General features: G+C 51.1%; 20 protein-coding genes. 5 read left to right on the top strand and 15 right to left on the bottom strand.

All coding sequences use genetic code 11. From position 1 onward, the window contains the following. Nucleotides 1-179: 179 nt before the first annotated feature. From KI362_RS08540 to hrpB, 6 genes are all read right to left on the bottom strand, one after another. Nucleotides 180-806: an FMN-dependent NADH-azoreductase gene (locus tag KI362_RS08540; protein ID WP_044478473.1), complete on the bottom strand. Its 627-nt coding sequence runs from the start codon at nucleotides 804-806 to the stop codon at nucleotides 180-182. A 214-nt stretch (nucleotides 807-1,020) separates the two neighbouring features. Next, nucleotides 1,021-1,383 carry a helix-turn-helix transcriptional regulator gene (locus KI362_RS08535; RefSeq protein ID WP_301626393.1) on the bottom strand — a complete coding sequence of 121 codons (363 nt, stop codon included), beginning with the start codon at nucleotides 1,381-1,383 and terminating at the stop codon, nucleotides 1,021-1,023. 875 nt (nucleotides 1,384-2,258) lie between these two features. Further along, on the bottom strand, nucleotides 2,259-3,722 hold the full coding sequence (gene nagE / locus KI362_RS08530; protein WP_301626390.1) for an N-acetylglucosamine-specific PTS transporter subunit IIBC: 1,464 nt from the start codon (nucleotides 3,720-3,722) through the stop codon (nucleotides 2,259-2,261). A gap of 29 nt (nucleotides 3,723-3,751) precedes the next feature. Next, the gene (locus KI362_RS08525; RefSeq protein WP_301626389.1) at nucleotides 3,752-4,252 is read right to left on the bottom strand and encodes a PTS sugar transporter subunit IIA; all 501 of its coding nucleotides are present in this window, start codon (nucleotides 4,250-4,252) and stop codon (nucleotides 3,752-3,754) included. 255 nt (nucleotides 4,253-4,507) lie between these two features. Further along, entirely contained in the window at nucleotides 4,508-5,053 is a 546-nt protein-coding gene (locus KI362_RS08520; protein WP_301626388.1) for a general stress protein, read from the bottom strand. Between the two features lie 104 nt (nucleotides 5,054-5,157). Further along, nucleotides 5,158-7,680, bottom strand: a complete 2,523-nt coding sequence (gene hrpB, locus KI362_RS08515; RefSeq protein ID WP_301626387.1) for an ATP-dependent helicase HrpB — start codon at nucleotides 7,678-7,680, stop codon at nucleotides 5,158-5,160. A gap of 172 nt (nucleotides 7,681-7,852) precedes the next feature. On the opposite strand from hrpB, the gene gluQRS reads away from it, so the two are divergent. Further along, complete coding sequence (gluQRS, locus tag KI362_RS08510; protein WP_301626385.1) at nucleotides 7,853-8,842, top strand: tRNA glutamyl-Q(34) synthetase GluQRS; 990 nt, start codon at nucleotides 7,853-7,855, stop codon at nucleotides 8,840-8,842. An 83-nt stretch (nucleotides 8,843-8,925) separates the two neighbouring features. Here the strand turns inward: gluQRS and KI362_RS08505 are convergent, their stop codons facing one another. From KI362_RS08505 to KI362_RS08485, 5 genes are all read right to left on the bottom strand, one after another. Further along, nucleotides 8,926-9,732: an SDR family oxidoreductase gene (locus tag KI362_RS08505; RefSeq protein ID WP_301626383.1), complete on the bottom strand. Its 807-nt coding sequence runs from the start codon at nucleotides 9,730-9,732 to the stop codon at nucleotides 8,926-8,928. A 100-nt stretch (nucleotides 9,733-9,832) separates the two neighbouring features. Further along, nucleotides 9,833-10,471, bottom strand: a complete 639-nt coding sequence (locus tag KI362_RS08500) for an ABC-2 transporter permease (RefSeq protein WP_301626381.1) — start codon at nucleotides 10,469-10,471, stop codon at nucleotides 9,833-9,835. Next, nucleotides 10,464-11,330 carry an ABC transporter ATP-binding protein gene (locus tag KI362_RS08495; protein WP_301626379.1) on the bottom strand — a complete coding sequence of 289 codons (867 nt, stop codon included), beginning with the start codon at nucleotides 11,328-11,330 and terminating at the stop codon, nucleotides 10,464-10,466. Before KI362_RS08495 ends, KI362_RS08500 begins: the two co-directional genes overlap by 8 nt. Continuing rightward, complete coding sequence (locus tag KI362_RS08490) at nucleotides 11,317-11,706, bottom strand: GntR family transcriptional regulator (RefSeq protein ID WP_044478464.1); 390 nt, start codon at nucleotides 11,704-11,706, stop codon at nucleotides 11,317-11,319. The genes KI362_RS08495 and KI362_RS08490 overlap by 14 nt, the downstream gene beginning before the upstream one ends. Nucleotides 11,707-11,828: 122 nt before the next feature. Next, complete coding sequence (locus KI362_RS08485; protein ID WP_301626376.1) at nucleotides 11,829-12,602, bottom strand: hypothetical protein; 774 nt, start codon at nucleotides 12,600-12,602, stop codon at nucleotides 11,829-11,831. Nucleotides 12,603-12,759: 157 nt separating this feature from the next. Here KI362_RS08485 and KI362_RS08480 point away from each other — a divergent pair, with 157 nt between their 5' ends. Further along, entirely contained in the window at nucleotides 12,760-12,999 is a 240-nt protein-coding gene (locus KI362_RS08480; RefSeq protein WP_044478462.1) for a hypothetical protein, read from the top strand. A gap of 64 nt (nucleotides 13,000-13,063) precedes the next feature. Here KI362_RS08480 and KI362_RS08475 read toward each other — a convergent pair whose 3' ends face one another. After that, nucleotides 13,064-13,195 carry a hypothetical protein gene (locus KI362_RS08475; protein ID WP_262362620.1) on the bottom strand — a complete coding sequence of 44 codons (132 nt, stop codon included), beginning with the start codon at nucleotides 13,193-13,195 and terminating at the stop codon, nucleotides 13,064-13,066. A gap of 187 nt (nucleotides 13,196-13,382) precedes the next feature. On the opposite strand from KI362_RS08475, the gene KI362_RS08470 reads away from it, so the two are divergent. After that, entirely contained in the window at nucleotides 13,383-14,177 is a 795-nt protein-coding gene (locus KI362_RS08470; RefSeq protein WP_301626372.1) for an alpha/beta hydrolase, read from the top strand. Here KI362_RS08470 and rsgA read toward each other — a convergent pair whose 3' ends face one another. The 3 genes from rsgA to KI362_RS08455 all read right to left on the bottom strand — a co-directional run bounded on the left by rsgA (nucleotide 14,178) and on the right by KI362_RS08455 (nucleotide 17,000). Next, nucleotides 14,178-15,314: a ribosome small subunit-dependent GTPase A gene (gene rsgA / locus KI362_RS08465; protein ID WP_301626427.1), complete on the bottom strand. Its 1,137-nt coding sequence runs from the start codon at nucleotides 15,312-15,314 to the stop codon at nucleotides 14,178-14,180. It abuts the gene before it with no gap. A gap of 358 nt (nucleotides 15,315-15,672) precedes the next feature. After that, the gene (locus KI362_RS08460; RefSeq protein WP_301626370.1) at nucleotides 15,673-16,362 is read right to left on the bottom strand and encodes an HAD family hydrolase; all 690 of its coding nucleotides are present in this window, start codon (nucleotides 16,360-16,362) and stop codon (nucleotides 15,673-15,675) included. Nucleotides 16,363-16,532: 170 nt separating this feature from the next. Continuing rightward, nucleotides 16,533-17,000 carry a DUF3939 domain-containing protein gene (locus tag KI362_RS08455; protein WP_044478459.1) on the bottom strand — a complete coding sequence of 156 codons (468 nt, stop codon included), beginning with the start codon at nucleotides 16,998-17,000 and terminating at the stop codon, nucleotides 16,533-16,535. A 209-nt stretch (nucleotides 17,001-17,209) separates the two neighbouring features. Between KI362_RS08455 and KI362_RS08450 the strand changes: the two genes are divergently transcribed. After that, nucleotides 17,210-18,208: a YpdA family putative bacillithiol disulfide reductase gene (locus KI362_RS08450; protein ID WP_301626367.1), complete on the top strand. Its 999-nt coding sequence runs from the start codon at nucleotides 17,210-17,212 to the stop codon at nucleotides 18,206-18,208. Further along, complete coding sequence (locus KI362_RS08445; RefSeq protein ID WP_301626365.1) at nucleotides 18,208-18,660, top strand: DUF441 domain-containing protein; 453 nt, start codon at nucleotides 18,208-18,210, stop codon at nucleotides 18,658-18,660. The genes KI362_RS08450 and KI362_RS08445 overlap by 1 nt, the downstream gene beginning before the upstream one ends. Nucleotide 18,661 lies beyond the last annotated feature (1 nt).

Below are 18,661 nucleotides of genomic sequence, written 5' to 3'. Positions count from 1 at the left end.
TTTTGCCTTCAGACCCTCCGCACACATCCTCACGGACTGCGCACTGTCTGTCAGCTATGCACTTCCGCCACTTCGCAGTATGCTAGAGACTTTCACTCTTTAGTTGGTTACGCTGCCAAGCGCACAAGAGGCCGCATCCGGAAGAAAATCCGGATACGGCCCGTGGCTTGATATTCTTGTTAGAACGAAGCTGCCAATTCAGCGGCTTGCTTCACACCGTCTTGTACGATTGACTCGGCGCGATCCGGGAATTGGTTATGTCCTTCAACGATAACCGTCTCCGGATTCGTGATTCCCCAGAAGGCGAGCGTAGCCTTCAGGTAGTTCATGGACATTTCAATGTTCGCCATTGGTCCTTCGCTATAAATACCGCCGCGCGCTTGAAGCAGAACAACCTTCTTGTCGCCTACGAGGCCAACCGGACCTTGCTCGGTATATTTGAAGGTTTTACCCGCTTGGTTCAGATAGAAGAGGTATGTCAACAGCTGTGCAGGAATAGTGAAGTTCCACAGCGGGAATGCAAATACAACCTTATCTGCTGCCAGGAACTGGTCCAGATATGTATTTGCAAGATCTGCCGCTCTTTGCTCTTCAGGTGTAGTCTCAATTCCGCGTCCAAGCTTGAACAGACCACTCATCATATCATTATCGAAGTACGGCAGGTTCGCCTCAAATACATTCAATTCTGTAATCGTATCTTCCGGGTGATTCTCTTTATATGATTGCAAGAAGCTTTCATACAGTTTTACAGTTGCCGATTGGTCGACGGGGCGATTATTTGCTTTGATAAATAAGACATGGGACATTCTGGATATACCTCCTGATGATATAGACTTACAATTATTCTCTAACTGTAATAAGTATAGTACATGATCAAAATGTCCCTGTCAAAGTAAAAATATTACATTTTCATGATTATTGCGAAATTTTTTCAGATTATTCAGCAAGTTTCGCGCGATATTGACGTGCAGCAGAAACCATATTTGTCAATGCCGCAACGGCTCCTTCTCACCGCGAAGATCATGCATAATTATCAGTTGCAGCCTTTTGCAGCAATCCGATGCAGCGATCCAGATCTGCTTTGACCTGCTTCTTATAACGTTTAGCTTTTTCGTAGCCGTCATCCGTAAATTGATATAACACGATCTCCTGAAAATCAACGCTGGGATCTACCCCTTTTAACTGCTTTGTCCGGTATAGCACTCCTTCCTGGACCAGCTCATGGAGTGCCCGGTATACCTCGCTTTGGGGCGGCACATAGCCGAATGGCTTGAACTCCTCCTTCAACTGATCCAGCATTTGATAGCCGTATCCACGTTGTTGCTCGACCTTGGTAATTAAAAATAACTTGATATAAGCTCGTTGTGCGATTAGAAAGGCCAATTCAAGCCCTCCTTTCCCTAATTTTTAATAGCAGCTCCTATATTTAGGTTCACTATACGTTGAATTTTCGCTTAAAACAAGTAAAGAAATGAGTAAGTACGAGGATGGTAAGGGGATGCAGTGAGGAACTAGAAAAGTTGGTTTTATTGTTGTGAATTTTTCATATGATGAATTATTGAAATAAAGGCTGTAGATAATGCTATCTCGCCCAAAATAGGGGCTTTGTCTGAGACAAAATAGATGGATAAAAAGTGCCGCCCCTACCTCGCATATTTTGTATCCTCGTAACAGCAGGGAGCCTCTGAGCCCTCGACTTTGGATCGTCGGTACAATGGGGGCACTCATAACGCGACAAATTTAGTGACATAAGGCATTAAAATCGCTGGTGAGGGAGCCCATGCGGCGATTTTAGTGACATAAGGCATTAAAATTCCTAGTGAGGGTGTTCATGCGACGATTTTAGTGACATAAGGCATTAAAATTCCTGGTGAGGGAGCCCATGCGGCGATTTTAGTGACATAAGGCATTAAAATCGCTGGTGAGGGTGTTCATGCGGCGAATTTAGTGACATAAGGCATTAAAATCGCTGGTGAGGGAGCCCATGCGGCGATTTTAGTGACATAAGGCATTAAAATCGCTGGTGAGGGTGTTCATGCGCCGATTTTAGTGACGTAAGGCATTAAAATTCCTGGTGAGGGAGCCCATACGCCGATTTTAGTGACATTAGACACTAAAATTGCTGGGGGAGGAGCATCATTTTTGCTTTCTCCCTGCAAAAGGTGAAAACAACAAAAAAGCCGGACGGAAAACTATATGTTTTCTCGTCCAACTTTTTTAGGGGGCCTAATGGACAGCCCAAAATTTAGATTTACAGATTACAGCATTTTCTTAATTTCATCCTTGATCGATTCCGACTGAGGTCCGAACACAACCTGTACGGCGCCCTTGCCAAGTCTCATTACCCCGGATGCGCCAAGCTGTTTCAAAGCACTATCATTGACTTTCTTATCATCCTTGACGACCAGGCGAAGACGGGTAATGCAGGCATCGACCGATTCAATATTGGACGGTCCGCCGATCTGGGTCAGGATGTTAGCTGCGCGACTGTCTCCCATCGAAACACCTCCCTCCACTGACTCCTCGTCGTCAGTAATACTCAGATCATTATCCTCGCGTCCCGGTGTCTTCAAGTTCATCTTCACAATGAGGAACCGGAAGATCACATAATAGAGGACGGCGAACACAAGACCGATCGGGATTAGCAACAGCGGCTTGGTCGAGATCTGGTAATTGATTGCATAATCAATGAAGCCAGCCGAAAAGCCAAAGCCCAGCTTCATGCCGAAAGCATAAGTAACAAATGCGGAAATACCCGATAATACGATGTGAACGCCATACAATACTGGAGCTACGAACATAAAGGCGAATTCAAGCGGCTCGGTGATCCCTGTCAGGAACGATGCAAAGGCTGTACCCAGGAAAATCGAGGATACAAGCTTGCGGTTTGCCGGTTTTGCTGTGTGAATAATCGCAAGAGCTGCACCAGGAAGACCGAACATCATGATTGGGAAAAATCCGGTCATGAACATGCCAGCCGTAGCGTCGCCAGCAAAGAAGCGATGCAGGTCACCATGAATGACTTCACCTGCTGCATTAGTGAAATCACCGATCTGGAACCAAACGATGGAGTTGATAATGTGGTGGAGGCCAAAAGGAACCAGCAAACGGTTGGCAATGATGTGAACTGCCGAGCCGATACCTCCAAGTCCTGTCACCCAGTTACCGAATACGTCCAGAGCAGCCTGGATCGGGCCCCAGATCAAGCCGCAAATCAAACCGACGATAACCATCGTGAAGGCGGTAACCATCGGAACGAAGCGTTTGCCGCCGAAGAAACCGAGCCAATCGGGAAGCTTGATGTTATGGTACTTTTTATAGAGGAAAGCTGAAATACAACCAACCAAAATTCCGCCGAGAACCCCCATATTCAATTTCGTATCCGGAGATTGCATCAGATTCGGAAAAATTCCAGGGACTTTATCGAGTACATCCAGCAGTATCAGTTGCCCGATAACCGCCGAGAGCGCCGCTACTGCGTCTCCAGCTAGACCGATCGCTACCCCTACCGCAAAAATCAAAGGGAGATTATCAAAAATGGTGCCGCCTCCAGCCTCAAGGAATGGAGCAACATACGTATTGAGGAACCCTCCAACACCCTCTCCCATGTGAAAATCCTTGATGTAGTCGATACTGCCAAATCGTAGCAGAATGGCTGCCGCTGGTAGCGTTGCGACCGGCAGCATAAGCGACTTTCCTATCTTCTGGAGAAAAGCCAGCATGTAATAATCATCCTTTCAAATTGAATTGGTTATGACTTTAAAACCGCTTTAAAAATGGTATCCTTGCCTGCAGTCACAGGACCGACATGCGTTTCTAGCGAGCTAACCATTTCATCAGCGTTTGTCACCACAATTGGGGTAATCACCGGGTAGCCGGCAGCCTTGATCTGCTCGATGTCAAATTCGATCAGCAGTTGTCCTGCCTTTACTTTGTCACCGACTGATACATGCGAAGTAAAGCCTTCTCCCTTGAGCGACACCGTGTTGATCCCGATATGGAATAGGAACTGAATTCCCTCAGCATTTTCAATCATTACTGCATGGTTGGATTTGATTACATGGACGACCTTTCCTTCAAAAGGAGCGATCAGCTTGCCTTCCGCAGGTTCAATTGCGATTCCTTTCCCCATGTGCCCTGCGGCGAATGCTTCATCAGGCACCTCGGTAAGCGCAACTGCCTTTCCCGTTACTGGCGCTAAAATCTCAAGCGTGATTGGTTCAGCGGATTTCTTTCTCCATTTAGAAAACATCTGTCTATACCCTCCTAATCTTATAGAACCCGCTCTCCCGGACGTGCTTTCCCAGCTTATAGTATGCCTGCCGAGCACTGGTTATATAAATCAGGAACAAAAAAAGCCAAGAAAACGAGCCTGCTTAACAGGTTCATTTTCTTGGCTCATGCCCATACTCAAATGGTAGCACGCCAATTGTCAGCGGTTTGAAGTTCTAGCAACATCATAAGTCAAACAGAATCCTACGTCAACATCATTTTTGAAAGCGGTATCTTATTGAATTCGTGAAGACGGGTCCTCCCGATAGGGATCAGCCATACCGGATAGATACAGATTCGAGTTCAAGGAATGGTTCGTATTGAACGTATCATATACCCGCTGGCTGCGGCTATCTTCATCTACCAAGACGAGGATATGTCCTTCATCCAGATATTTCTCATAAGCCTTCGCTTCGTCTTCCGGAATCCCGAGGCCAATCAAGCCCCCGGCAAGTCCGCCGATACCGGCTCCGGCAGCCATCCCTGTCAACGCAGCAGCAATCGGTCCGGCAGCTATAATCGGTCCGATGCCTGGAATCGCCAAGGCGCCGAGTCCCGCAAGAAGCCCTGCGGTGCCTCCCAATACGCCCCCCGCGGTTGCTCCGACGGCAACGCCTTCAGGCGCCATCGTCCCCGTCTCATCCTGGATCGCTTCCTGATCGCGGCTATCTCTCGTTAAGACGGAAATCTCATCGGGTGCAAACCCCTGAGCTTGCAATGATCTAATCGCATCCGTCGCTTCCCGTTCAGTTTCGAAAACACCTACTATTTTCTTCGCCATTAGGATCATCCTCCTGAAGAATAGGTTATTCCTATATTACCCGGGAGAACGTGTATCAAACCGTCTGTACATAACTTAAACCACGTTCTTCATCCAATCCTGCCTCAGCGTGCACCATCCGGCCGGACCTTATGCGTAGCCTGTGCGGTCCATGGATCATCGGGCCAATAGTGCTTAGGATAACGCCCCTTCAGATCCTTTTTGACTTCAAAATAAGTGTGCTGCCAAAAGTTGGCCAGATCGGAGGTGACCTGTACCGGACGGCTTGCCGGAGACAATAAATGAAGTACGACAGGAACGGTTCCGTAGCCAATCCTTGGCGTATCCAGCATACCGAAAACCTCCTGGAGCCGAACGGCTGCAAAAGGATTTCCTTGGCTGTCATACTGCAGCTGAACTTTGGAGCCGCTCGGCACAGGCAGATGACTCGGTGCTTCCCGGTCTAACTCCCGGCACAGCTCCCAGCCAAGCCGGGTCTCGAGGATCGTCAGCATCGGCAAGGATTGCAGATCTCTTTTTTTCTTCATATCAGAAATATAGGGCAGAAACCATTCCTCCGCCTGTTTCGCTAAGGCCTCATCCGATACATCCGGCCATTTTGAATCCAGTTCTCTCAGAAATAAGATTCTTGACTGAAGCTGTCTTGCCTTTGGATTCCATGGCAGGACCTGTGCGCCTTGCTCGGTGATGACCCGAATAAGCGCCTGCTGAATCAAGCCGGGGTCGGGGTCAGGGACCTCCTTGAGCACGAGCGCGTCCAGTGTCAGTGTCTTCCTTGCCCTCACGGCCCCTGCCTGTTCATCCCACTCAGCCGTCCGGTTCTCTGTCATTTCATTATGATAGAACTTACTGAACCAGGATTCCTCAAAGGGAGCCGCAAGCCATATACGGCTCTCGATGCCCCCATCATCGACATCGGCGATAGCAAGATAGGATTCAGCAGCAAGCGGATCGCTGCGATGAAAGGCTGCGCCGCGGCCGCTTCTCAGCAGATAGCGGCCATCCGACCGCCGCTTGGCCATCCGATCGGGATATGCAAAAGACACAAGCAGACCGCAGTAGCGCTCCCAATCCGCTTCAGGAGCAGGAGCCGGCCCGCCGGAGAACTGATCTGCCAGCAAGCGCTCCCACTGCTTGCTCACCAGATCAATACTACGCAGCGCACCTTCATCCGCTATGAGCGAAGATGCTCCGCCCTTCGGCTTGCGTCCGGATCTTGCCGCCATTAGCACGGCAAGATGATCCCGCAGGTCTGCGCCGCCCTTGAGCGCGCCGGGCGCCTCCAGCAGACCTGCCAAAAGGCAAGCGGGCCGGGCTAGGCCCAGCGGCCAAGCGCGCAAGAGCATCTGTGCCAGCCGGGGATGGAGGCCAAGCCCGGCCATGCGCCGGCCATGCGCCGTGAGGCGGCCGACTTGATCGAGCGCGCCAAGCTGGCCAAGCAACTGGATGGCTTGGCCGTAGGGCGCCTCCGGCGGCGGATCGAGCCAGGCGAGCTCGTCCGGGCCGGAGGCGCCCCACGCCGCGAGCTCCAGCGCGAGCGGCGTAAGATCCGCCTCCAGGATTTCCGGAGGCGTTGCGGGGCTTAGCGCCCGGTCCTCCGCCTCGCTCCAGAGGCGGTAGCACACACCGGGCGCTGTGCGGCCGGCGCGGCCGCGCCGCTGGTCGGCGGAGTCCCGTGCCGCGGGCACTGTGACGAGCCGACTCATGCCTGTGCGCGGCGAGAACAGCGCGGTGCGCCGCAGGCCGCAGTCGATCACCGCCGTGATGCCGGGCACCGTCAGGCTCGTCTCGGCGATCGACGTGGCAAGCACCACCTTGCGGCCGCCTGCCGCCGCCTCGGCAAGAGCACGCTGCTGCTCCTGCTGGGGCAGCGCCCCGTACAGCGGCGCAACCTCTACCCCGGCCGGCAACACGCCGCCGGCCAGCGCCGCTTGGGCCCGGCGAATTTCATTCGCGCCGGGCAGGAACACCAGCACGCCGCCCTCCCGCTCGGCCAGCGCCCGCTGCACCGTCCTTGCCACCGCCGCCTCCAGCGGCTCCTGGCTCGGACGTCCCGCATAGATCGTCTCGACCGGATACATGACACCCCGGCTCTCGACGATCGGTGCGCCGCCAAGCAGCGCCGCCACCGGCTCCGCATCCAGCGTCGCCGACATCACAAGCACCCGCAGATCCTCCCGCAGCAGCTCGCGGCTTTGAAGTGTCAAGGCCAGCCCGAGATCGGCGTGGATGCTCCGCTCATGAAATTCATCGAATAGTATCAGCCCGATCCCGGTCAAGGCAGGGTCATGCTGGAGCATCCGAGTCAGGATTCCTTCGGTTACCACCGTGATCCGCGTGCGGGAAGAGGTCTTGCTCTCGCTTCGAATCCGGTAGCCGACCGTCTCTCCAACCGGCTCGCCAAGCTGTGCCGCCATATAGACCGCTGCCGATCTGGCTGCCATTCTGCGGGGCTCCAGCAGAATCATCCCCATGTCGGCCATCCAGGGCGTTTCGAGCAGCTCCAGCGGTGTCCGGGTTGTCTTTCCCGCTCCCGGCTCAGCGATCAGGACCGCCGCTCCCGAATGTTCCAGATGCTGCTTTATCTCAGGTATGACTTCATCAATCGGCATTCTAATCTGATTCATTCTGATCTCCTTGCACGTTTAAGCTATCCATCATCACAGCAATTTTACCACAGCTGCCATCCTTTGATCATGGAATCATTTCCGCCCGGTGAAAGTGAGTTCTTTTCGGCATAAAGATTGGCTTGTATAATATTAAAATGACATTTCTTGATTCAAGAGGAAGTGAACTGCCATGGATTCAATAAGAAGAGGGCGATTCGCACCGACGCCCTCTGGAGACATGCATCTCGGAAACGCCAAAATCGCCCTACTCTCATGGCTGCAAATGCGTGCGGCAAACGGCGTATTCCTGTTGCGTATTGAAGACATTGATCTTCAGCGCTCCAGACCGGAGAAATCGGTTCAAATCATGGATGACCTGCGCTGGCTTGGTCTGGATTGGGATGAAGGCCCTGGAGCCCTGGAGCCCCATTCTCCTTATTTTCAGAGCCAGCGGCTGGAGTTGTACGCGAATGCGCTGAATCGGCTGGAAGCCGAAGGGCTTCTCTACCCATGCTATTGCAGCCGGGCCGAGCTTCATGGCATTGCAGGCGCTCCTCACGGATTGGCATCGGAGGGCGCTCCCTATTCCGGAGCCTGTCGGCGATTGACGAAGACAGACCGTGCTGAGCGCGCTCGCAGGAAGACGCCTTCCCTGCGCTTTGCACTGCCCGAAGTGCCGCAGGATCAATTATTGTGCTTCCAGGATGGCATTGCCGGAGCTCAGCAATTTTCGCCCGGTGGTGGCGGTGATTTTGTCGTTCGCCGAGCTGACGGCATGTATTCTTATCAGTTAGCCGTAACGGTTGACGATGCCCTGATGGAGATCACGGACGTGCTCCGCGGAGATGACCTCCTGGATTCCACACCAAGACAGATTCAGCTCTATCGGGCGCTCGGCTGGGGAGAACAGATCCCTTCTTTTGCCCATGCGCCGTTACTGCTTGGAGCCGATGGCACCCGCCTTGCCAAGCGTCATGGTGATCTGAGCATCGCCAGCCTGCGCAGCGATGGAGTTCTGCCGACGACCCTCATAGGGTGGCTTGCCTATGTCAGCGGCCTGATCGACCATTTCGAGCCGCTTACGGCTTCGGATTTGATTGCGGAATTCACGCTTGAGAAGCTTCACCAGGAACCATTTGTCGTGAACGTTCAAGCCTTGAGCTTGCTGTACGGAAACTGAGTTCTTATTCAAAACGAGCAAAAGGGAGACCCTTTGTAGGATCCCCCTTCCTATTTTTGATAGAGGTTGTTCAACACACACACTTATAGCAGTGACTCCGCCCCGTCGATCACAATCCGGGCACCGGTAATGTGTTTTGATTCGTCGGATGCAAGAAATGCGACCAGATCGGCCACATTTTCAGGTTGACCCGGACCGTCCGCCAGAGGCTGCGAGCCTTCCGGATATTCAACCGGAATGACAATCCCGTCCAGCTCATCACTGACCTCGGTGCTTGTATCAATGTTCGTGGCGATAGCGCCCGGGCAAATCGAGTTGACCCGGATTTTAAACTTCGCGAGCTCCAGGGCCGCCATTTTTGAAAATGCCACCTGTCCTGCTTTTGTCGTACTATAAGCCGTCATCCCAAAGCCTGAGAACCTGTCGTTCCCATTGATCGAGCTGGTAATAATGATGCTTCCGCCGCCTTGCCGCTTTAAATGGGGAACCGTATGTTTAACCGTCAGGAAGGTTCCATTCAGATTGATTCGCATCGTCCTCTCCCAATCCTCGAAGCTCATCTCTTCCACAGGAGCCAGTGTGCCGTTAATTCCTGCATTGGCGAACACAATATCGATTCCGCCGAAAGCCTCGACAGCCTCATTCACCGCCTTCTCCACCCGCTGCGGGTCGGAGATATCAACATCGAATGCCCGGGAGACACCACGGTAAATTTGATTGATCTGATGTTCCGTTGTGCGCGTTCGTTCATTGAGCAGATCAAAGAGCGCAACTTTGGCTCCTTCACTGGCCAGCTTGATTGCAGCCGCTTTGCCGATCCCGGAGCCCGCGCCTGTCACAATTGCCGTCTTGCCCTGAAAGCGTTGACGGATTCCGTTATTTTCAGCCATGATGATACACGCTCCTATTTTCAGTATGGGAAATTGACTTAGGTTAAGCACCTGTCTCAAGATTACCCATAAAGGGGGGCGTTTTAATCACCGAACAAGCTTATAGATCCCTCGTACGAAATGCTCTGCATGAGATAAGATAGGAAATTACAGAGACAAGAAGCGTCAGCAAAATCAGAAAAATCCACGACAAGCCCGGCTGCTCGAGAAAACGGTCCTGCAAAAATCGGAAATCCGATGCTGTCAGCAGCGAGGTCATAACTCCATTCGCCACCATAATCGCGATCATCATCACGACATTTACCACCTGAAACCCCTTGAGCCCAAGCCAGTAAAAGAAAGGCAGATAAATGGACATAAAAACGACCATGGAAAGAAAGGTCCCGACGATCAGCATCAAATCTAAATGAACCGGGTGTCCATACAGCAGATCGGAAGCAAAATTCATACCCGTAGCGATCAGTACTGCTGCCACGACTAAGATTAATGAAGAGAGGTATTTGGACAAGACAAGACGGTTCCTTGGAACGGGCAGGCTGACCAAGAACTGCTGTGCAGAACGCTGCGAGTCCGAGCTGATGCCCAGAATAAGTAATAAGCCCGGGAACAGGCTGTAAATGAGCGTATGATTTCCCTTTTGCATTATTCCCGAGAAGACAACCGCATAAATGGCCAGAAGCCAGATAAAACGCCGAATCAACAAAAAATCCTTCTTCATCAGCCCTCCGATGCTATGCATATGCCTTCCCTCCCTTGGCCGTATAGTACATAATATCCTCAAGTGTCGGCTGATGATAAAGAGCGCTGCTGCCGAAGATCGATTGCAGCCGGCTTCCGTCCGCAGCAAGGCCCTCGAATCCAAAATCCGTCTCGCGCAGACCGACAAACTCCTTGCGGGTATCTGAGTCAAGCAGTTCCTTGCTGCCCTTAACAATCAGATGACGCTCAAGGATCTCTTCCTTAGTCTGGGAAAAGACAAGCTTTCCGCGGTGAATGAAGGTAATAAAATCCGCTACTTTATCCAGATCGGTCGTCAAATGGGTCGAGAACAGCACCGTCCGCTTCTCATCCTGAATGAACTCCGCCAGCAATTCGAGCAGCTCTCTGCGGAATATCGGGTCCAGGCCTGCCGTTGGCTCATCCATAATAAGCAGGTCCGGATGATGCGCCAGCGCGAGTGCCAGAGCAAATTTGGTCTTCATTCCCTTCGAGCAGTCCTTGATTTTCTTCTTTGCAGGCAGCTCGAAGCGATCCAGATATTCCTTGAACTGCCCCTCATCCCAGCGCGGATAGAACGATTTGAAAATCTCCTTCATTTCTCCGAGAGTCAAGGTGTCATAGTAAATATTCTCATCCGAAACATAGCCAATATTCGCTTTATATGCTGCTCCGGCAATCCCCGCCCTCTGTCCATGAATGGTGATGCTGCCTTGATCTGGCGTGACCATCCCCATCAGTATCTTAATTAATGTACTCTTACCCGCGCCGTTTGGACCAATGAGTCCGGTGATATAACCCTTTGGCACGGAAAACGAAACCTGTTCCAGCGCAAAGCCATTCATTCGCTTGCTCAATCCCTGAACATCAATTGCCGTCATGCCCGATCTCTCCTTCCAATAATCTGATCCAGTCGATCAGCTCATTCGTGCTTAACGGAATGCTGCGGCACTCGATAAGCAATTCCTGAATTCTCTCCTCAATCCTGCGCATCCGTTGCTCACGGATAAACTCCGGGCTGCCTCCCGATACGAAAGACCCCTTTCCTACCATGGAGTCGATCAGCCCTTCAGCTTCCAGCTCGCTGTATGCGCGCTTGGTTGTAATGACACTGATCTGCAGATCCTTCGCAAGCTGACGGATCGACGGCAACGGAGTTCCCGGGAGCAAATCCCCTTGTAATATGCTGGCTCTAATCTGCCTTACAATCTGCAGGTAGATAGGCTCTCCTGAAGAGGGATTCAATAAAATATTCATTCGGCTCAATCACCGCCCTATCTGTCACAGTAATGTATATATACAATATATACACTATACACACTAAATGCAACAAAAAAACCTCACCCGAATGGATGAGGTTTCTATGATTCGCAACCCATTTAAGGACATTGTTTATATGCTTCAACAGAGGGGGAATGCATAAGCCACGACTCCAGCATCTCCTGAAATTTATTGCGGCTTGATGGAGAAGCAATCAGCCAATCCTCCCTGTCCCCTGTGCTTTCTCTCAGGATCCAGTTGATATGATCGGTAGAGATAAATCGCACCTGATGAAGCTCCAGCTTCTCGCAGTCCGAATCCTTTCCATAAAATAGAATCTCCCCATGCGAGCCGGGCTGCTTCAGACTTCTGGCAAGAGCGATGCTCCCCTCATGATCTCCGGAATGGACGGCCAGTCTGTTCATGAGTTCATCCAGTTCCATCTCCTTCAAGCGAGGAATCAAGGTATCATATTCGTTTCTGGACAGCAGCAGCGCTGGCAACTCCGCTCGGTTTTCCTCAGTCCGTATACTCTGACAAGCCTTTTTCGCCCATTCTCGACATAACGATTCCCGTACTTGCTCTCCACACAGCTTGAACGAGGAAGAAGCTTCTCCCATCCGTTTACCCCAGATAACCTGCCCTTCACAGCAATGAATGAACTCTTCTCCAGCTTCTTCCTCCAAATGATAACGCATCCAACATCCTCGAAAGGAAGAGGTTGTTAAATCAGATGCCCAGGCAGGCAGTCTTTCCGGTGCTTGCTTCGAGCCATTCCAAGATGAAGCCAGCCTGTGCATTACTTCGCCGATCCCCCAATGACAAGCGGTCCCGTAGAATTCTTCGGCAGATAGAGTTACTTCTTTTCTCTCCGTTACAAAATCCTCCTGCATATTCACTCCTCCTTTTCAAGCCGAAAGTGGATAGATTACATTATAATTGTTACTCCGTCACAAAACATTAATCGAATTATAATGTTATCTTAATGAATTTTTAAGATTTCTACTTTACAATGTCTACAATGAGACCACTGTATAGAGGTGATTAACTATGAGAATTCTAATAACTTTCCAGGACAACCAAGTACCCGTATATTTTAATACCGATACCAAGCAACCTGTACAGCGTACCTTAAGACTGCTGACCAGCGCGCTCGAGAACAAATATCTGTTTGGTAAAAACGCGCTGAAAAAATGTCTGGCCTCGCTCATCAGTATTGAAATTGAAGGCTCCGAGGCTATCCTTCACAGTAAGAGCGAATTCGATTCACTCGCACTGTCGCTTTATTAATTTTAAATCAAACGATGATCCAATATGAAGAACCAGCCGCCGGAGCCTTCCGGCGGCTGGTTCTTTATTTCTGGATTGCTTCTTCCTCCCCCAACGCCTTTTCAATCCGGATCAACAGCAGCTTCAACAAATTGATCCTCATCGGCTCATAGGTGCAGGTATTGATTTTATAAATCAGGAAGCGATCAATCCCCATGTTCATCTCCTCCTTGGAATTCAATCTCACCCGGCGGGACATCCTCTGTCTCTTCTACCCCTAATATAAACCGTTCTCTGGCTTTTAAACGTTCGTTTTGTAACCGTTCTCTCAACGTACTATAATGGAAATAACATGCACTCATCATACATAGAAGCCGCGGCTTCCACCGGAAGGAGATTATTCTATGGCTCTCATGCAAGTTCGCTTTTTTTCGGATGTGTTGGGAATCAGCACCTCCATGACTGTTATTTTGCCAGAGACCACCTATGGACAAATCGGAATGAAAGGACTAAGCAGCGACGGACTGCATCCTACTTTGTATCTGCTTCATGGTATGTCTGACGATGACACCATCTGGCTGCGCAGAACCTCGATTGAACGCTACGTTTCAAGGCTGGGTTTAGCCGTAGTTATGCCGCAAGTCGACCTAAGCTTCTATACGGATATGGCGGAAGGCAATCGTTACTGGACCTTTATCAGTGAAGAGCTCCCTGCCAAATGCCGTTCCTTCTTTCCGCTCTCCAGCCGCAAGGAGGACAACTTTGTCGCAGGTTTATCTATGGGTGGATACGGCGCCTTCAAGCTCGCTCTTCGCCGGCCTGATATGTTCGCTGCGGCGGCAAGTCTTTCCGGGGCACTTCATACATCGGGTATCTTTATGAGAGAAGATGCAGAGTCGCAGAGGACTCACTTGTTCAGACGCATTTTCGGATCGGAAGGTCCGGCTGGGACGGACAATGATCTGATCCACTTGCTCGGGAATTTCCAGACAGATGAACAGCGTCAGTTGCTTCCCCGTCTATATCAGTGCTGCGGGACGGAGGATTTTCTATACCAGGATAATCTGATCTTCCGGGATGCCTGCCGTCGTGCGGGCTTGGAGCTGACCTATGAGGAAGGACCGGGCGCCCATGACTGGGAATACTGGGACGCCCGAATCCAGGATGTATTGCAATGGCTCCCATTGCGCCAATCCTGATTAATCCATCGGCTCAAGCTCATAATGTCTCCGCTGCGCCCCCTTGTCGCGGCGGAGCTCTTTTTTTCCTCCCGTTCGATGCTGCGATCTCTTCCTCTGATTTTCCTTCGCATGCTGATACTTCAATTCCCGCTCCGTTCTCCGGTAATTATCCAGCCGTTTGCGTTCAAGCTCCCCGTTGCGGATTGCTGCCAGCACAGCACAGCCCGCTTCTTGCTCATGTCTGCAATCCTTGAATCGGCAGTCAGCAGCCAGCTTCTCAATATCGGCAAAGGCCTCGGCCCATCCCCCGTCCTCGTCTTCCCACAATTGAAGCTCTCTCATTCCGGGAGTATCGATCATTACCGCTCCTTGAGGAAGCGGGAATAACTCGCGGTGAGTTGTTGTATGGCGGCCTCGACTGTCATCCTCGCGCACCTCCGTAGTTGCCTGCAGCTCCTCACCGCACAGCCAGTTCAGAATCGTTGACTTTCCCGCTCCGGAAGAGCCTGTCATCGCGATCGTGAGCCCTGGCTTCAATAGAGCTTCAAGCTGCTCCCTCCCTTGGTTTTCCTTGGCGCTGACAGCAATGACAGGAACCCCGGGAGCTATCGCCTCCACTGCCGCGGTAATAGTCTCCGGGTCCTCGGCAAGATCAGCTTTACTAAGCAGAATGACCGGATTGGCGCCGCTGTTCCAAGCCATAACCAGGTATCGCTCCAGTCTGCGCAGGTTAAAGTCATGGTTCAATGCGGCCACAAGCAGGAGCAGATCAACATTAACCGCAATCAATTGCTCTACGGGCACGGTTCCCGCAGAACGCCGCGAAATTCGGCTGCTGCGGGGAAGCAAGCCATGTATCATGCCATCGGGCGCCGTCTCGGTCAAGTATCTTAACAAGACCCAATCCCCCACGGCCGGGAAGGCGCTTCGCTCTTCAAGCTCATATTTTTGCCGTCCCGACAGCTCTGCCCAGCCTTCTCCGCGCTCGGAGACGATCTTGAATTTCTGTCCATGATCCGCTGTGATCCGGGCTGGGAACATCCCTTCCCGAGACTGTTCCGCGAAGCTCGATTCCGCTCTTGCATTCCAGCCAAACCTGTTAAGCCATTCATGACCTGGCTGGATGTTACGATTTTCATTTCCACCTGTATGCATGTTCAATTCAATTCCTCCAAATGGTTATTTTCATCCTTAGATCACACAAAAAAGACGCAGGCCATCTGCCTGCGTCCTCTACTCCGCGATTCATCCACCTTTTGTTGAATGAGCGAAAGAGCATAAAAAACCGCAGGGGCCAAAGCGCCCCTGCGGTAGTATTATCATACGGAAATAACGCTCGAACACGGATCCAGGATCAGTTCAAGGCTGCAATTCCCGATACAAATAGCTTACCTTATCAGAGGCTCTAAACGGTACGACAAGCAACAGTTCAATCGAATATGTCATTCTGCTCATAGTAACAGCCTCCTTTAACAAACATTTTCTTAATCATAATGAACGGTCATTTTATTTGTCAAGCCTGAGTTTGCAGATTCTTCAAAATAGCTACGACTTCGTCCAGCTCAAGCACAGCATGAAGCGGCGTTGCATCCGTCATAGTCTCCGGCCATGCATGCTTGCGTTTCAGCCATATTCCGCGGATTCCCGCTCTGGAGGCTCCCCAGATATCATTAACCGGATGATCCCCAATGATTAGCGTTTCCTCCGCCGCTGTACCGAGTCTTTTCAAAGCCAGCTCATAAATTTGCTGGTCAGGCTTCTTCATCCCATGATCCCCGGAGACGATAATGGCGTCAAAATAATCCCGCAGCTCAAGCCGATCGATCTTGCCGTGCTGAACAGCGCTAAGTCCGTTCGTAATCACACCAAGCTTAAAACCCGCTTCCCTGCAAGCATTCAACGTATCCAGCGCATGGGCCATAACTCGGGCATGCTTCATGTAGTGCTCGTTGTAATAGGCCTGGACCTCGGACAATACAGGCTTGACTCGCCATGGAAGCCGCTCGATCAATTCAAGGAAAAAGCCATCCTTCGGCCGGTAACCATCCGCATCGCTTTCAATCATATACGCAACAATTTGCTCCTGCTTCTCCTGATCCTGTTCACTTAACAGTTCTCTAACCAGCTGACGGGAAAACTCCTGAAAGGTCCAGTCCCGATCCATCAACGTATTATCCAAATCGAATAACAATCCTTTAATCATCTTGTTCCCCCCAATATCTCCCGGAATTCTATTAATTCTCTCTACCTTTATTGTAAGTCTTCTGTCAACCTGAAAACGACAAAAATAGCGCAAATCCGTCATCCGGATCCGCGCTTCATCTTTTCTTATTCGACATTTATCTAAATAACAGGCAGGCTTAAGCGGTATATTTACACCACTTCCTTCCGATGGGTTAACAGCATCTCCTGGTCTGTAATATAAAGCGGAAATGGAGGAGCTTCCTTCAGAAAATGTCCGTCCATCAGCGTTTTGATATCGACTTGAAACGGCGGCGCCTGCTTGATGACAGGCATTTTCCCCGATTCTTCTACATAAGAATCCACAGCCCTTTGCACTAAATCCAAATAGTAAGGAATCTCTCGTTCGTGCTCTTCAAAAATTTCGAATGTTTCTGACGATAGATAAAACTTCTGATCGCTTATACCGCCTAAATATCTGACAAGCCGGCTTAAATCAAGGCTCTTGTCCGGCAGGACCAGATTCTTGCGGTTAATTCCCTTCGGCATGTCCATCTCATATTTCAGAACAGCTCGTTTGAGCTCCTCGAGCGTTACGTGTACGGCAGGAGGGGGACCGTCAGCGGGAAGAGTTTTGCGCTTTTTATTCCAAAAGAACATATCGCATCAACCTCCTATCTCTATGATCTAAGAAAGCAAACGCTTTCAATACTATTATATCCTAAAATTTTAAGTATGAACCTCGAACGCAAAAACGTCATACAATAGTCAAAAAATATCTGACGTGCCTAACAGCCTGCTTCTGGATATTCTCCCCTGTTTGCGGTAGGATGGAACTGTTTCAATTACTCACAACTCAGGAGGCTCTTATGCAGGACGTGATCATTATCGGTGCGGGTCCGTGCGGACTGTCCGCGGCTATTGAATGCCAGCGGCGCGGTTTACATACCCTTGTACTTGAGAAAAATTGTGTTGTTCATTCCATCTACTCCTATCCGACTTACATGCAGTTCTTTAGCACTGCAGAGCTGCTGGAGATCGGTGATATTCCTTTCGTAACGCCCAACGATAAGCCTTACCGGCATGAGGCCCTAGCCTATTACCGCCGGGTCAGTGAGCACTATCAAGTACCCGTCGCCGCTTATGAGGAAGCAACTCGCATCGAGCGGCAGCCTGACGGCAGCTTCAAAGTATATTCCCGGACAAGACAGGGAGAGGAATGGGTTTATGATACGAAATACGTCGTGATCTCTACCGGCTATTTTGACCACCCTAACCTGCTCGGCATTCCTGGAGAAGAATTGGACAAGGTTTCCCATTACTTCCAGGAGGCTCATCCCTATGCAGGGATGAAGGTTGCGATCATTGGAGGCAGTAATTCCGCCATTGACGCGGCCATGGAATTGGTGCGTGTAGGCGCAGAAATTACGGTGGTGTCCCGCGGAGAGGCCCTTTCGGAGTCTGTGAAGCCGTGGGTAAGACCGCTCTTCGAGGGTCTGGTGAATAAGGGAAGGGTTCGGCTTATGCTAGGGGCCAGAGTGACGGAGGTCAGACCAAGCGAAATTGTCGTTGAGCCGGTTGCCCCGAACGGCCGGACGGCAACGGTGCTTCCAAATGACTTCGTGCTGGCACTAACCGGTTTCCGGCCGGACCGCAAGCTGATGCTGGATGCAGGGGTCGAGATGTCCGGTGAGATGGAGAAGCCCGTCTTCCACCCGGAGACGATGGAATCCAATGTACCCGGCTTGTATGTAGCAGGTGTCATAGCTTCCGGACGCAATGCCAATGAGGTATTCATAGAAACAGGAAGAGGACACGGACGGCTGATTGCCGATCATATTCTGAGCAAGACCGGGACCCGTTCATGATGAACCAGGTTGATCTGATCGCTCTCTTCCTGCTCCTGATGACAGCTCTTGGGATCTTTAGCGGCAACATGCCAATCACCATTGCTATGCTGGTTCTTTTGATGATCCGTGTGCTCCAGCTTCATTTTGCCTTTCCCTGGCTCGAAAAATACGGCCTGACCATCGGAATCATCATTCTGACCATCGGAGTGATGGCTCCGGTTGCGAGCGGAAAAATTTCGCTCCAGACACTGTGGGCTTCCTTCTTTCACTGGAAATCGCTTCTGGCGATTGCCGTTGGCGTGCTCGTAGCCTGGCTGGGCGGCAGAGGCGCTTCCCTGATGGGAAGCCAGCCGACCGTTGTTGCGGGGCTATTGATCGGGACCGTGCTCGGTGTCGCCTTCTTCAAAGGCGTGCCTGTTGGACCGCTGATCGCCGCCGGCATCCTCTCCCTCATCATCGGGAAAGGATAAC

The sequence above is a fragment of the Paenibacillus apis genome (genome assembly GCF_018333295.1).
Classification (GTDB): Bacteria; Bacillota; Bacilli; order Paenibacillales; family Paenibacillaceae; genus Fontibacillus; species Fontibacillus antibioticophila.
This window is presented reverse-complemented; position numbering and strand designations above follow the sequence as displayed.